The following is a 13,089-nucleotide window of genomic DNA, read 5'->3' on the forward strand; positions in this document are numbered from 1 at the left end:
AGTCTAAACTGAAAGATGCGAAAAACAGTATAAACTGATTACTGTCATTGTTGGGTATTGTTAATATTTTAGCAGGAATAGAGAGGGTTACTGTCAGGTGTTATCTTCCGTTGTTTGATATATTTTGTCCTTTTCAACTTGGGTATATGGAACCAACTTTGCCTTTATAATTCGATTATTACGGTTAAATGGTACATAAGTCACCTTACTATCAATACTTACTGTGTCATTCGGCTGTTTTAAATGAGAGTGCCTATTTATTAACAAGACTTCCCCTTTTGAAAAATCTGCAGAACTGCATATCGGATAGAAATCGGAAAAGCAAGCTGGTGTCATGTGAATAACCTTACTTTCATAATCATAGAATAAAAATCGATTTCCATCTGCCACATTATCATATACAGCAAAACAATCCAACTTTCTTATTCCATTGACCATATAGCTTTGTACAAAATCAATGCTGCTATCATCTGCTGTTTTCAGCTCGTAGACAACATTCTTTCTACCTTGTTGATTCAGGCATAGCCTATATATAATTTCAAACTCTGCTTTTTCTGTTTCAATATAGAGGGTGTCCTGTCCAGCTGAAGAATGACGCCTTGTTGAATTTTGTTCCATATAGCTATCTTTTGTTATGGCATAGCTAAGTGGAAAAAGAAATAAGCAATATAATAGAAATGCTTTCATCTGTTATATCTAATGGTTTAGCAGAGAATGGCCCGTGTGTTATCCTGCATTGTCAGTATTCCTTTTGTTATCTCATCCATTGTAAAAGTAAATTTTCAATCTCTTGTGAACCTGCTTCTTTTGCTAAAGTGAAAGGAGTGTTGCCGTTACTATCCTTTATTTCAAGGTCTGCACAATACTCTAAAAGCAACTGTACCAGTTCTATGTTTTTATTGGCAATGGCTTCCATAATCGGATATACCTTGTAGGTGTCGTATGGACTTTGACAGCCATTTACGTGAATGCCATGCTCCAACAAAATACGGGCTAACTTTACGTTGGACAATCTACAGGCATATGTCAGGAGTGTAAGTCCGTATTCATCGCTATATACTCTATCGTTAATGTCCTTGTATCGGGTAAGGGCATACTTCAGCACGTCTTCTTTGTTAAAGTAGATTGCTGTATATAGTATATCAAATTCGTAACAATCGCTACTCATTGCCATCGGTTCATCTTTTCCTGCCAGCAACTGTTTTATGGTTGTTATGTCGCCGTTGCGACAAGCAATTCCCAACGGATAAAGTCGGTAGGTTTTATCCTGTATGGTATCTTGTAGCAATGGGGTTGCTTTTACGCCATTCAAACAACAACAAAACATTGCAAGGGAAAGTAACATTCTGTTTATTATATTCATATTTACCAAGTTATGTATCTTGTTCATTATCAGTCTATCATTGCGATAGACATTATATCGAACTTGCGCAATTGTACGTTGCTTTGGGCAATGGGTGGCAGTTTGCAGTCATAAGGTGAAACCGGCGTTTACAGGCAGTTCTATTTCTTTTTTAGTTTATAAATGACTCTTTCCTTGCTGCTGATTTGTTTATAATTCCCAATCCGGTGAATAAACACCCAATCCCAATAAAAGGATAAATAATACCACATAAGACCGCAAGCATATTCAATCCCTGTTCATCTCCTTCGAAACCCTCCAAACCGACAACTTGCAATATGAAGTTTGTAATTTTCCACTCCAACAAACTTTGGTCTATACAGATAAAGGCAAGCCACAAAAGAATAGAACAACATTCCAACCCTAACCATAATATTATAACTTTAGGTTGCGTTATATATAATTTATAGACCTTGTAGATTACCAGTATATCTATAACTGTAAGCATACTTAAAAAACAATATTCCATAATACCAGATATTCTGAACAGACGACCAAAGCCTAAACCGCCACAAAATAATGTTATGATTATCAGTATAATACTGAAAGGTATCAAGGATATTATGGACTGGACTGTTTTATTCATTGCACGATTATCGGTAACTGTTTGGCAAAGAATAGCGTTCAGCTATTACCTTTCCCTGTTATAAACCTATCTTATTCCTTTCAATTCCTCTTTCATTTTTCCTTTCAGATGAAAATAAGCCAACACGCCCAAAGCATTGAACAACGCAGTTTCATCTTCATTGCGCCCCAATGCTTTATAAAATCTTGCAACATTTCTATAAGCCATAATCAAAAAGATTAAATAGACAATAATCAAAATTCCCCCACTAAATACAAGTGTACAAATTCCTATTAATGAATTTCTTTTGTATGCTTTGTACTGTTTTTCTGCTTCATCGTAATTATTGTTTGTTAAATAACCAAATTGCTGCAAATCCTCTCTGCTCCAGCCCCTCTCTCCCAATAAATTGATAACATAATTACGAAGTGCATCATTATAGCCATAGCGCTTATAATTTTTCACTATGTCTATTAGTTTGTCATTGTCAAATTTGTTAAGAATATCAAAATCTTCCATACAATTTTACTTTATCATTTATATAACGGGACAAGCAGGAACATTATTAAACATTGACAGTGCAACATCAGTTTCTTTTCTACCGGATTTCTTCTATCGGGCGGATTCTTGCAGGTGGGGTAGTACTGCATGTACATCTCTGGCTATAATCAATGTAAATGTGGGGAGAAACGGATGTATGGAAAAGCCGTCCTTCCCTTTTTCTTTGTAGAGTACGCGATGTTTTCTTTCTGTTTCTGAACATTGTCCATGTAACTGACAGCAATATTATATAGCCGCAAATATACACAAAGAAACAGAAAAACAAACCGAATAATTGGTTTTATTTGATTAAAGTCCCTTTTGTGGGAATATATTGCCTCCTTACATTGTAAGGAAGCTGAATTTCAGGCTTTCAACAGAGAGTAGAGGAAGTGCAGGCTTCGCGATAGTTTTTGGGTATCCAACCCTTGAAAAAAGGATGCTTCAAAGGACGTACCGAAGAACATCTGCCAGAACATTGAAGCTGTTTCTTCCACATCCAGATCCTGCCGTATTTCCCCATTTTCTTTAGCCTTCTGAATGGCGGACTTCCATAGTTGGTAGTTCTGTTCAAATATGACGGCTAGTTTTTCCTCTACATTGGGATAATACAGCCTTACTTGCATCAATAGGTGATAATAGTAAAAATTGAAGCTACAACTGCTGGGATTATTCCCATCATCCAACAAGTGTACGAGCCGCTGCATCGTGTTTTCCACTCCGGCTACATACTGGTCGATAAACTCCGACAGTGAGTTTGCAGTGAAGTTAAACTTGTTTTTCGAATGCTGGGTATCGAACACATACTTGTCCACTACAGCCTTGAACAAGTCCAACTTGAATGGAAAATAATAAACAAGTCCTGCTTTAGACAATCCGCAGGTCTTGGCAATTTCCATTTGGCTTGCTTTCTCGTAATTCATCTTAGCGAATATTCTCAAAGCTTTTTCCAATACTTCATCCCTGTTGGTAAACATATTTTTTTAATTCTTTGGTTTTCGGCTTCAAATATACTGATTTTAAGGGAAATTCTTTCAAGATCAAACCATATTCATCGCTGATACTCTGAAAGAACCCCATATTTTTCTTTGCCTGCCGCACATTCAGACTATACTCCAAATTCCATATAAAACGGGGTAATTTATTGAAAAGCAATAAAATATATAAAAATAGGCTTTTTCTCTTGTAGCAGTTGTGGCAAACACCAAATCGGAAGATGTAATAGCTGTACTTCAGCGAATTGACGAAGAAAGTCGTTATGCCGTTAAAGAAGTGATACTTGACCTTTCAGACTCCATGCGCAAGATCGTACGGACTGCATTTCCTAAAGCCAGCAGTGTGATAGACCGTTTTCACATTCAGAAATTAGCTTGTGATGCCGTGCAGGAATTACGCATCAAGATGATACTTCTAAAGTTTTCTACGCAGGTGGAGAAGGTGGGGTATCGTACTTGGCAAAATGTTCAATCAAAAAATCTTCTTTTGAGCGTTTTAGTTCCTCCTCTATATTTGAGAGGCATTTAGAAAAGATTGTTGTGTTGGAGAACAATGATTCATCAGCAAACCAAAATGCACCACAGTTGGATGATACTATCTGGATTACTTTAGTGCGGAGAGCTATTTCAACGCTTTGTATAGCTGAAAAAATGAGAGTACGCAATTCTTTGTCAAAATTATACAGGGCTACTACGTTCTCAAACTTACTCTTAGGCTTAAATACATGGTTCACCTTATCGCTTTCCATAGGTTTCCAATAATTAGCAAACCGGAAATAACTGATTATTTTAAATATTCGATTGCTGCCTGTTCGTTGTCAAATAAGATTCCCCTGCTTTTCAATATTTCCATTTGGTCGGCAATACTTAGGGGCTGTTTCGCGTATGTTACCATAGGTGTATAAAAAAAGTTCCGCCCTAGTACGCATTGTAAAGAGGCGTGGCGGAAATTGTTGATACAAAGGTAATACTTTTTTAGCTGTGCTCCAACTAATTTGATATTTTCTATCAAAATAATAATTATGTCCTGTATGTTGCATTAATTTTATTGTGTTATCTTTGTTATCTTAAGTTAAGTAGAACCATACAGGAATAGGAGATATAAAGAGTGACAAAAAGGAAAAAGAAACGCATGAGTGAAAAGATGCGGAGATACAATCTCAGTTTACAGCGTCCCCAAGAGAAACTTCGTCAGCGTGCAATAGAATCGGAGAGAATGAGGAAGGAAAGGGAACCGGAAGAACGGTGGAAAAAATGGAAGAAATGGCTTGGATTAGCTGATTTTACAGAATATGACGGTCCGTTTCCATTTTTATTATGTGCATTTTTCTTTTTAGTGATTTTTTTTGGCGGGATAAGTTTATGCGTTTTAGGATTGTTCAAGTACCCATACAAGATTCAAGTGATGAATGTTTTATATGGTATATTTTTCACTATTTTGAGTGCAAAAGCCTTGATAGTTTTTTATCCTGTTATAAAAGCTGCTATACTCTATTTTTTTAAAGACAAAAAAAAGTAGACCTAAGTGTCGATATTTTATATAGCCAGCAAACCTGCAACAGTCAGCAATATGTGTACTTTGTTTTTTTGTTACATTCATTTTTCTGATAAACAGTTACATCTATGGTTTGTAAAGATACGAAATACAATGAAAGAACAAGTTCATAAGCAGATAAAACACAATGGAAATTGCTGTAAACCACAAAAGTTTTTGGGGCTCTGCATCCTGATAGCAGCCTGTATCATAGATGAAATTCCACATCTCCGTATCTCTCAATTCTATCTCCATACGATACAGAAAATAAGTAACGGTTAAGGCTGAAACTGATAGTATGATTGACAGCAACAGAACTGATATCAGATATTTTGCGGTGCTTGTGATGTTGTATTCATGAGGCATGTGTTTTTAATGGCTTGTTATCTATTTGTAATACAGCAAATATAGAAAATGATTCTTTAGTATGCTTATAGATGGATTTTTTTTCACCGGAATGTGTTGTAGAATATGTTTGAACATGCTTTCTTGCTGTGTTTCCGTATCCCACATTTCTGCCATTTTCATGTGACTTAAAAATAGCTTATTATAGCCTGTTTCTTATCTCTTGAACATTTTTCTCTCCAATTTTTGCAACTCTATTGTTGCCTCAATGTAAGGACCATTTACTTTGATGAGCAAATCTTCAAATTCTTTTTTTGCCCGGAAGAGCTTTACGATGTCCTCGCCTTCCATGAACAGTCCGATATATTCGTCATCCAGCTTCCAAAGATACACGGGTATGTTCTTGCCCTTTGATACCATCGAGTTTATCAGAATCTTTTTAAGTTCGTCTTTACCTGTTTCTGCTTTCCTCAGGGCAGGTTTGCCACATTTCTGTCTAACAGCCTTTACCAGTTCCTTGAAGCTTGTTTTGTTCATCTTCGTTTCGCAGACCATCGATATTAATTTGCCTTGTGCATTGGTTATTAAATTCAGTTTCCCGAAGTCGGTATCACAAAAAGTTGCTTTCTTGGTAACGAGACTGTCCATACTTATATAATATATTAAAATCGGATATCTCTCAGAAAACGAAACGTTCATGTTTTGTGTGTATTTCACATAGCGATAGCTTACTTCTTTGCTGGTCTCTTTGGGATTATCGAAATCAATATATGGAGAACATAAACGTTCCACATCGATGTCATAGTCCGGGTTATCCATGTTGATAATCTGTTTGTCTGATTGTGCATGGGCTGTTGCGCCGGATAAGCATAAAAATGCTGTCAATCCAATGATGATAAGTATTTTAATTTTCATATTCGTTCATTTTATAATAAATGGTCAGTTCCTGTTTCTCCGGATATTTACCGGTGTATCACCGAGATTCCGCTTGCAGAAATCAGACAGGTAAGACTGGTTCGCAAACCCGCATTGTTCGGCAATCTCCGGTAAGGGAAGGTGTGTAGTCCTCAACAGTTTCAGCACCTGCTCGGCACGTTTTTGCCGAAGCCACTGGGCTACCGGACAGTTAAACAATCTCAGGAATGTCCGACGGAAGGTAACGGTGCTGTTTGCTCCGCATAGTTCCGCCAGTTCTTCTGCTGTCTTCGCTTCAGTATGGCATTCCATCACTTTCTGAATGAAAGAATGGTCGGTATGGATACCGAGCAGTTCTTCCGCTTGCAAAATGATTTTACGGTTGATATGTTCGTAGGAGGCATCGAGCAGTTTGAATGATACTTCAATGCCTTCTGCCGGCTCGGAAGTGGAAGGCATTCCGCATTGTATTCTCGCTTCGCGGAAGTAGTAGAGTATTCTGTGATAGATGGCTTCCAGATGTTCTTCACAATGCCTTTGTAGCAACCGGCATAAGGTCAGTAACTCTTTTACGCAGCAATAATGCGTGTACCATATTTGCAAACGCATGACATAGAGGGTGGATTCTGCTTCACCGGCAGTCATGAACAGCTCCAGCCATCTCTCAAAGTCCGGCTGTTCATGGCTAATTGCTTCGGGAAGCCCGTTCATCCATCCGGCAATCATATTCATGAATTCCATGTCCGATGCAAAGGGACGCAGTTGCCGCTCTCTTCTCTCCTCCGGCATATCCTTGGATATGGTCACACAAAGCATACGCAGACGTGCTTCCCGGGGATCGTCCGGTTGCAAGCATGAAAGGAGATGACCGCTTATTGAAAAGCCTTTGTCCATATAGAGAAAATTTATCGTTTTTCAAACCTGAGTGCCACCGTCATGCGGAATGCCACGGGTTTTCCGTTTTGGGTGGCAGGTATAAACTCGGGAAGCCGTTGAATGGTATATAGTGCTGCAACTTCCAGTTCGGACGATGTGGTCTCCCGGTTTTCCACCTTGGCATCCTTCGCTTTGCCGTCCTTTCCCACTGTGAAGGATACACTTACATTCCCTTCGGCATTTCCCTGGTTTCCGAGGCCGGTATTATAGGCCATCCAATGGCGCACGGCAAGCCTGAAATCCGGGAATTTCGCGAACGGTCCTTCCTTGAACTTGGGAAGTTCTCCGTCCGGAATGTTCATATATCCCTTGGCGGTGTCCGGGACAAGGTCTTCCTCTGTAAACAGCTCGCCGGTGTCGTATATGCCTGCTGCCGGATTGATTTCCATGCTCCTGACATCGGATAAGAGGTCATTGAAATACATCCAGTCTCCAAACTCGATGCAGTCGATAAACGGGTCATATTTCGTCTTTGTCACCGTCAGGCGCACTTCGTACCAGGTATGAGGTTGGCTGCCTCCGCCGACAATTTTCCGTTCTCCCTTTTCGTTCTCTTCAAGGTAAATTACGGCATCAAGGTGTTCTGGGACCGGCTTGCATACATACAGTTGGATAGTCCTGTCATTCATGTACCACCCGAAATTCCGTTCTCCGAAATATTCTTCTGTCATATAGCATTTCTGACCGTATTTTTCCGCCAGAGCATATAAAAGCGAATCCACTGCTGCCGTTCCGTCCAGCCTTCCCTGTGCCAGAATGCCGATAAGTTTTCCTGATTTGTCCGCCAGCATACCGGTATAAGGGAATTCAAAGTTCCCGAAGCGGGCAAGCACTTCTCCGTAGTTCGTTTCTATCGAGCTGTATTGATAAATGACCGCCTTTTTGCCTTTCTTGGTTTTGCATATCTTTTTCTCCTTATCGAAATAGCGGAATGATTTGTCAGGATACCCGTCGTATGGCTTTGCCTTGGAATAATACTTGTCCACCTTCATTCCGAACACCACATTTTCCAAATCGTATGCACCCTCACCCCAGTATTGAGGCTGTGCGGCACTGATGCCGCAAAAGAAACTCAAGATTCCCATGATAAAAATAGTTTTCATAATTTGTATGTTTTTGTTAATATTGATATACTGTATTAGAAACGGCTGGATGAACCTCCGCCGCCAGACAACCTAACGGCTCTTTGGAATCCAGCTTCCTTCTCCAGATAATCAGTCCGATTATCAGAATCTGTAGTACAATCAGTATATATCCTTCCATAGGCTCGGTCAGTTAAAAATGACGGGAAGAGTAGCGACAAAGGAGATTGCTTTTCCATTCCATTTTGCCGGGACATACTTTATGCTGTAGAGGCAGTCGCAGACCGCTTTTTTCAATAGCGGGTGAGGGTCTCCGTTTATTTTTACGTTGCTGGCAACGCCGTCGGTTCCGATGGTTATTTCCGCCGTCATTCTTCCTGTAATTCCTTGCTCGACTGCCTCTTCCGGCTTCCTGAGCAATTGTGCCAAGACCATGTTCCATTCGTCCGGCATTCCTGTCTGCGGGTTGATGGGCTTGGCTGGCTGGAAATCAGGACTGAAATAATCCACTTCCTCCATCTCTTCCGGTTCGGTCTGCTTTGTATTGTCCGGTGATTTTTCTGTGCACAACCATTCGATAAGTTCGTTGCATCGCTCGCGGTTGATTATTAACCGGGATGCTTCGCCTTCCGATGGGGCAAATACGGTTATCTCGGCAATTTTCCGTCTCTTTTCGTCCGGCATGTAGAGCAACAGACTATCTCCCTGCAAGGCAACCGTGTAGTGCTTTCCCATCACTCCGGCAGCGTCTGTATCGTCATTTCCCTCTGAATCTTCATCTTCCATAAAGTGTTTCAAGGTCTCTTCCAGGTTGTTCGGGTCGATGCCTTTTCCTTTCAACCACTCTTCAAACGTGATTTTCCCTGTACTATTTTTCAGAATCTTGTCCAAATCTCCTGTTGTGAATGTTGAAGAGGGCGGCTCGTACCAGTTTCCATCCCTGTGATAAAGGTAATCCATGCGTCTCAGTTTATCGATAGTTTCTGCGTCTGCGGAAATGGTGAAGCCGTTGCTGTCAACCTTTTCTATGGAAAAAGTCTTGTTGCCCCAAGTCACCTGCACCGGTTTGTCTCCAAAATCCTTTATGGGTACTGTGATGCGGTCGTATTTCTCAGGCATATAGAAAGACAAGGAGATGTGTCCGCCTGCAATTTCCTGATAAGGGACAGTCAGCGGTATCTGCAATCCGAACCATATATTCAACATGTCTTTGTTCTTGGCATAGTCGCCGCCCTCAAGCAGATAGATATCTTCATCCGGGTGTATATAGACCGGTTTGCCCTGTTTATCCGCCAGATGAAGCTGCAAATCAGTCTCCAGGTCGAAGAAAAGTTCTTTGCAGAACCCCGTGAAGTTCCCGTTCTCATCCTCGTGATAATACTTTTTCCACAGGCCGGATCCTTGTCGACCACCGAAATATGAAGATACATCTTCGTCTTTGCCCCTTAGCATAAGGTTGAAAAAGATAGGAGAATCCTTGTTCGGCTCTATGAATGCCTTGTCAAAGCACATGAACAGTCTTGACAGGCTCTTTTTAAAGCTCTTGTGTTTGAATTTGTCCGCCCATTTTTCCCAAGGGAGCCTATCTTGTTTGAACTCTTGGCTTTCTGTTAATGAATCAAGTTCGCCGAATGCCGCTCCTGTCTCGAACTGATAGAGCACTTCAAGTTGCTTCATGGCCTCTTTTTTCTCTTCTTCTGTCATTTTCGTCTTGTTTTGTGCCCATGCTCCCAGTACGAAACATGCAAGCAGGACGGTTGATAATAATCTTTTCATGGTGAATGGTGATATTGTGTTTTCATTAGAATAATACAGGAATAATGGCAACCGATGCAACGCATTTTCCGTCATATTTTGCCGGCATGAACCGCATGCGATAGATGCAATCCGTTACAGTTTCGCTCAAAGCCGGATGCGGCGAACTTGTAATTTCCACTTTGCTGACAGCACCATCGGCCTCAATTACCACCATGGCCATCACCTTGCCCGTAATGTTCTGCCCGGCAACTTCTTGTGGGAGTGTAAGCATCTGCGACAGTTCTGCACTTAATTCACTTTGAGAGCCAGTTTCTATATTAAGCGGAATGGCAGGCTGGAATCCGTTTTCGGACAAGTCTATTGTCTCCGTATCTTTTTCATATAAATGCCAGTCAATGGCATTGCGCCCCTTGGTCAGTGTCCGGGCATATTCGACACCCATTTTCAAATGTCCCTCCATATAATCCCTGAAACCTTCAAGCACCCGGTCCTTATCAAGCCGCAATCCGCTGGCCGTTTGTTTTTCAGGAATATCCCACTCGGCACCGGCCCTGTATATTTCAACGGCATCCATTCCGTTCATAAAGACATAACCATAAACTACGTTTTGTCTGTATGCTTTGTTCAATTCTGCTTTGATGGCTTTGTTCATAAGACATATCGAGTCGCAGACCTGACACAGAATCGCATTTTTGAAACGTTCCGTTATATCCATGGCACTCCTCAGTCCGTCTCCAAAAGCGGCCATGATGGCAGGACTGTTACCCCGGGAAAGTAGCATTGCATCAAACTCCTCTCTGTGAGCTTCTCCTATAAACCACTTATATTCCATAATCCAGCCAGCCTGTGCTACTCCCACTGCATACGAAATCATATCATTAGGTGCCAGCAAGGCATTCCGTTCGTCGGGTGTAAGTTTCATGTTGTCTTTCAGTTTGCGGATGCCGTCCGGAACGGCAGGAGAATCAAATTTTGCAATTGCCGAAGCCAGGGCTTCCGATTGGGTGAGGTCATTGCTTGCTGTGGCGGTATCTATCCACTCTGGAAGAATAAGGGCATCGTCGGCATGCTCTTGACACAGGAAATAAGGTCTGTTGTGATTTGCGATGTCGTAATAGCGTTCTTTCTCTCCATTGAAAAAAGAAAACCATTTATCAGATAAGGTGTCATAGTGTCGGGATATCTCATTTTCAGAAGCTATATGCTTCCTTACCTGTTTCAGCACATCAGAAATTGCGGTATCGATATAATCCAGTTCCGGATAGGGATTTGTTGAGTATGCTCCCATAAGGGCTCCGTTGCGGAAGCAGATCCTTTCCATTCCGGTACTCTCTGCAATGCCCCGCAATTGTTTCCAGAGCGAGGAATAGTCTTTTAGAACGATTTCTTTCCAATGCTTTACGCCAAAGTCATAGCCGGCGTGGATATACGGGGCGTACTCTTTCCTGTAAGTTTTCACCTTGACGGATTTCCGGGCGAGCCTATCATAGGCAACGGTATAGCATAAACCGTACACGATAGGGTCCAGTACATCAATTTTGTCTCCCGGTTGGGGGAATTGTACTTTTGCTGCCGTTTTCTCTTCAATCGCTATATTCCATACCGTATCCTTTGTCACCTTTATATCAGGCTCCTCTTCGGTTATTAGGTTCGTATTCTGAGCTCCGGCTGACAATACCATGCCTGAGAACAATGCTATGAATGCTGTTTTTTTCACAGCAACTTTTACAGGATAAGACACCTTCATATCATTCCAAAAGTGATTGTATAATTTATATATTGCGAGAATCTGATTATTCAAGATAGAGAATAGAAAAGGAAAGTAAGAAAACGCTTGGTTAGCAAAGGTACAGTTCGGCAAACGCAAAATAGTGAAAAGCCATCCTTTCATGGCTATGAATCCGACCGATGCCTTTTGCCGGTAGTAAGAGCCGGGGGTCGTCAGATAATTTTTCTTCTCCCAATCACAGGGGTTGGGAATAAAGCTGGTTTTGACTTTCGGTGGCGGACTGTCACCCCAAGCGTTTTTTATTATGGCAATTACGTTTTTCATAATCTTATCCGTTTTTTCTGCGTAAAAATAGCCAGATCCTACGCATGGTTTCTTATGAATGCTGATAAGTTTTACGGATTTCTATTCATTCATGACCAATTATCCGACAATTATCCAACACACATGGATTCCATTATTGAAAATCAACATTTCGGACTGACCCCATTTTCGCCACCGGACTTGAATGCCACACTATCTAACAAGAAAGTGTGGAGCCGGTTTACTTATTTGTATTAGAGGTTCTGGTAAAACCCGGAAGCAAATAAATGAAAACAGTACCCCACACCTATATCGCATGTCATTCGCATACGGATACATGTGACAAGTGTTACTGCTCAGCCCTGCTTCCATTTTGAAATTTACCAGATTTCTAATACAAGGTGTTAGCGAAACACATCAACTATATATGTCTGTCGTTTGCACGACTCTACAAAGATAGTCTGTTTTTCGATATAGCAGCAATTCGGGTACTGTTATTTTTCAAAGTTAGGGATTTTTTTATTTGTGCTTTTACGTTTTCTGTTTAATTTTCCGTAAAACTGCTCATTCTTTATAAGTATATTCCTATCGGATTACTTTCATGATTTCCTGATCCAGAAATACTCTGTGATGCTCAACCATGTTATTCCAGAACATTTGGCTCAGCGGAAATATCTGGTTGGTAAGTTTTAAAATTAGCTATCTTTGCTTACCTTTGTTTTATGAAACCCGCACAACTCCTTCGTGCCATCCTTCCGGATGTGCTTATAGACAACTTTGATATTGTCAATTTCGACAAGAGTGCTGACCGTTTTGATATTTATCTTGATGAAAAAAAAGTTCAGCTAAAAGAAGATAAGACCAACCCGGATATCATATCCTATGGTTTTGGTGAGTATCGTACAATCCAAGACTATCCTATTCGTGGTCGCGCCACTTATCTCCATGTTCGTAAACGTAAATGGCTTGACAAGTCTTCCAATGA

Annotated in this window: 14 protein-coding genes and 1 pseudogene; 3 read left to right on the top strand and 12 right to left on the bottom strand. The window is 40.8% G+C overall.

Annotated elements, in window-relative coordinates; genetic code table 11:
* Positions 1-93: 93 nt before the first annotated feature.
* The 5 genes from H8S52_RS12145 to H8S52_RS12160 all read right to left on the bottom strand — a co-directional run bounded on the left by H8S52_RS12145 (position 94) and on the right by H8S52_RS12160 (position 3,484).
* The gene (locus H8S52_RS12145) at positions 94-687 is read right to left on the bottom strand and encodes a hypothetical protein (protein ID WP_034536211.1); all 594 of its coding nucleotides are present in this window, start codon (positions 685-687) and stop codon (positions 94-96) included.
* A gap of 67 nt (positions 688-754) precedes the next feature.
* Entirely contained in the window at positions 755-1,288 is a 534-nt protein-coding gene (locus tag H8S52_RS12150) for an ankyrin repeat domain-containing protein (RefSeq protein ID WP_231376915.1), read from the bottom strand.
* Between the two features lie 226 nt (positions 1,289-1,514).
* The gene (locus tag H8S52_RS20165) at positions 1,515-1,988 is read right to left on the bottom strand and encodes a hypothetical protein (protein WP_016662631.1); all 474 of its coding nucleotides are present in this window, start codon (positions 1,986-1,988) and stop codon (positions 1,515-1,517) included.
* Between the two features lie 66 nt (positions 1,989-2,054).
* Positions 2,055-2,486 carry a hypothetical protein gene (locus tag H8S52_RS12155; RefSeq protein WP_016662630.1) on the bottom strand — a complete coding sequence of 144 codons (432 nt, stop codon included), beginning with the start codon at positions 2,484-2,486 and terminating at the stop codon, positions 2,055-2,057.
* A 386-nt stretch (positions 2,487-2,872) separates the two neighbouring features.
* A complete protein-coding gene (locus H8S52_RS12160; RefSeq protein ID WP_016662629.1) occupies positions 2,873-3,484 on the bottom strand; it encodes a TetR/AcrR family transcriptional regulator in 612 nt (203 codons plus the stop codon).
* A 202-nt stretch (positions 3,485-3,686) separates the two neighbouring features.
* Between H8S52_RS12160 and H8S52_RS12165 the strand changes: the two are divergent.
* A pseudogene (locus tag H8S52_RS12165) lies at positions 3,687-3,908 on the top strand (transposase); the annotation flags it as partial.
* A gap of 19 nt (positions 3,909-3,927) precedes the next feature.
* Here H8S52_RS12165 and H8S52_RS19970 read toward each other — a convergent pair.
* On the bottom strand, positions 3,928-4,251 hold the full coding sequence (locus H8S52_RS19970; protein ID WP_016662628.1) for an Abi family protein: 324 nt from the start codon (positions 4,249-4,251) through the stop codon (positions 3,928-3,930).
* Between the two features lie 383 nt (positions 4,252-4,634).
* Here H8S52_RS19970 and H8S52_RS12175 point away from each other — a divergent pair, with 383 nt between their 5' ends.
* Positions 4,635-5,021: a hypothetical protein gene (locus tag H8S52_RS12175; RefSeq protein ID WP_016662626.1), complete on the top strand. Its 387-nt coding sequence runs from the start codon at positions 4,635-4,637 to the stop codon at positions 5,019-5,021.
* A 576-nt stretch (positions 5,022-5,597) separates the two neighbouring features.
* Here H8S52_RS12175 and H8S52_RS12180 read toward each other — a convergent pair.
* Genes H8S52_RS12180 through H8S52_RS12205 form a run of 6 tightly spaced genes read right to left on the bottom strand, consistent with a single transcriptional unit; the run spans position 5,598 to position 12,125 of the window.
* On the bottom strand, positions 5,598-6,296 hold the full coding sequence (locus tag H8S52_RS12180) for a hypothetical protein (protein ID WP_016662623.1): 699 nt from the start codon (positions 6,294-6,296) through the stop codon (positions 5,598-5,600).
* A 24-nt stretch (positions 6,297-6,320) separates the two neighbouring features.
* The gene (locus tag H8S52_RS12185) at positions 6,321-7,190 is read right to left on the bottom strand and encodes an AraC family transcriptional regulator (protein ID WP_016662622.1); all 870 of its coding nucleotides are present in this window, start codon (positions 7,188-7,190) and stop codon (positions 6,321-6,323) included.
* Positions 7,191-7,201: 11 nt separating this feature from the next.
* Positions 7,202-8,335 (bottom strand): energy transducer TonB, encoded by a 1,134-nt coding sequence (locus tag H8S52_RS12190; RefSeq protein WP_016662621.1) that lies wholly within the window; start codon positions 8,333-8,335, stop codon positions 7,202-7,204.
* Between the two features lie 16 nt (positions 8,336-8,351).
* A complete protein-coding gene (locus H8S52_RS12195) occupies positions 8,352-8,495 on the bottom strand; it encodes a hypothetical protein (protein ID WP_016662620.1) in 144 nt (47 codons plus the stop codon).
* 8 nt (positions 8,496-8,503) lie between these two features.
* Entirely contained in the window at positions 8,504-10,090 is a 1,587-nt protein-coding gene (locus H8S52_RS12200; RefSeq protein WP_117985265.1) for an energy transducer TonB, read from the bottom strand.
* Positions 10,091-10,115: 25 nt separating this feature from the next.
* Positions 10,116-12,125, bottom strand: coding sequence for an energy transducer TonB (locus tag H8S52_RS12205; protein WP_186909907.1), 2,010 nt, complete (start codon positions 12,123-12,125; stop codon positions 10,116-10,118).
* 701 nt (positions 12,126-12,826) lie between these two features.
* Between H8S52_RS12205 and H8S52_RS12210 the strand changes: the two genes are divergently transcribed.
* Positions 12,827-13,089, top strand: a 263-nt coding sequence (locus H8S52_RS12210; protein WP_186909908.1) for a transposase family protein, incomplete at its 3' end; no start/stop codon positions are given.

The sequence above is a fragment of the Bacteroides sp. NSJ-48 genome, assembly GCF_014287405.1.
GTDB lineage: Bacteria > Bacteroidota > Bacteroidia > Bacteroidales > Bacteroidaceae > Bacteroides > Bacteroides stercoris.

What these genes read in the sequence shown, in the direction of transcription:
- H8S52_RS12145 (WP_034536211.1), bottom strand. Translation starts at nt 687, where the DNA reads ATGAAAGCATTTCTATTATATTGCTTATTTCTTTTTCCACTTAGCTAT.
- H8S52_RS20165 (WP_016662631.1), bottom strand. Translation starts at nt 1,988, where the DNA reads ATGAATAAAACAGTCCAGTCCATAATATCCTTGATACCTTTCAGTATT.
- H8S52_RS12155 (WP_016662630.1), bottom strand. Translation starts at nt 2,486, where the DNA reads ATGGAAGATTTTGATATTCTTAACAAATTTGACAATGACAAACTAATA.
- H8S52_RS12160 (WP_016662629.1), bottom strand. Translation starts at nt 3,484, where the DNA reads ATGTTTACCAACAGGGATGAAGTATTGGAAAAAGCTTTGAGAATATTC.
- H8S52_RS19970 (WP_016662628.1), bottom strand. Translation starts at nt 4,251, where the DNA reads ATGGAAAGCGATAAGGTGAACCATGTATTTAAGCCTAAGAGTAAGTTT.
- H8S52_RS12175 (WP_016662626.1), top strand. Translation starts at nt 4,635, where the DNA reads ATGAGTGAAAAGATGCGGAGATACAATCTCAGTTTACAGCGTCCCCAA.
- H8S52_RS12180 (WP_016662623.1), bottom strand. Translation starts at nt 6,296, where the DNA reads ATGAAAATTAAAATACTTATCATCATTGGATTGACAGCATTTTTATGC.
- H8S52_RS12185 (WP_016662622.1), bottom strand. Translation starts at nt 7,190, where the DNA reads ATGGACAAAGGCTTTTCAATAAGCGGTCATCTCCTTTCATGCTTGCAA.
- H8S52_RS12190 (WP_016662621.1), bottom strand. Translation starts at nt 8,335, where the DNA reads ATGAAAACTATTTTTATCATGGGAATCTTGAGTTTCTTTTGCGGCATC.
- H8S52_RS12195 (WP_016662620.1), bottom strand. Translation starts at nt 8,495, where the DNA reads ATGGAAGGATATATACTGATTGTACTACAGATTCTGATAATCGGACTG.
- H8S52_RS12200 (WP_117985265.1), bottom strand. Translation starts at nt 10,090, where the DNA reads ATGAAAAGATTATTATCAACCGTCCTGCTTGCATGTTTCGTACTGGGA.
- H8S52_RS12205 (WP_186909907.1), bottom strand. Translation starts at nt 12,125, where the DNA reads ATGAAAAACGTAATTGCCATAATAAAAAACGCTTGGGGTGACAGTCCG.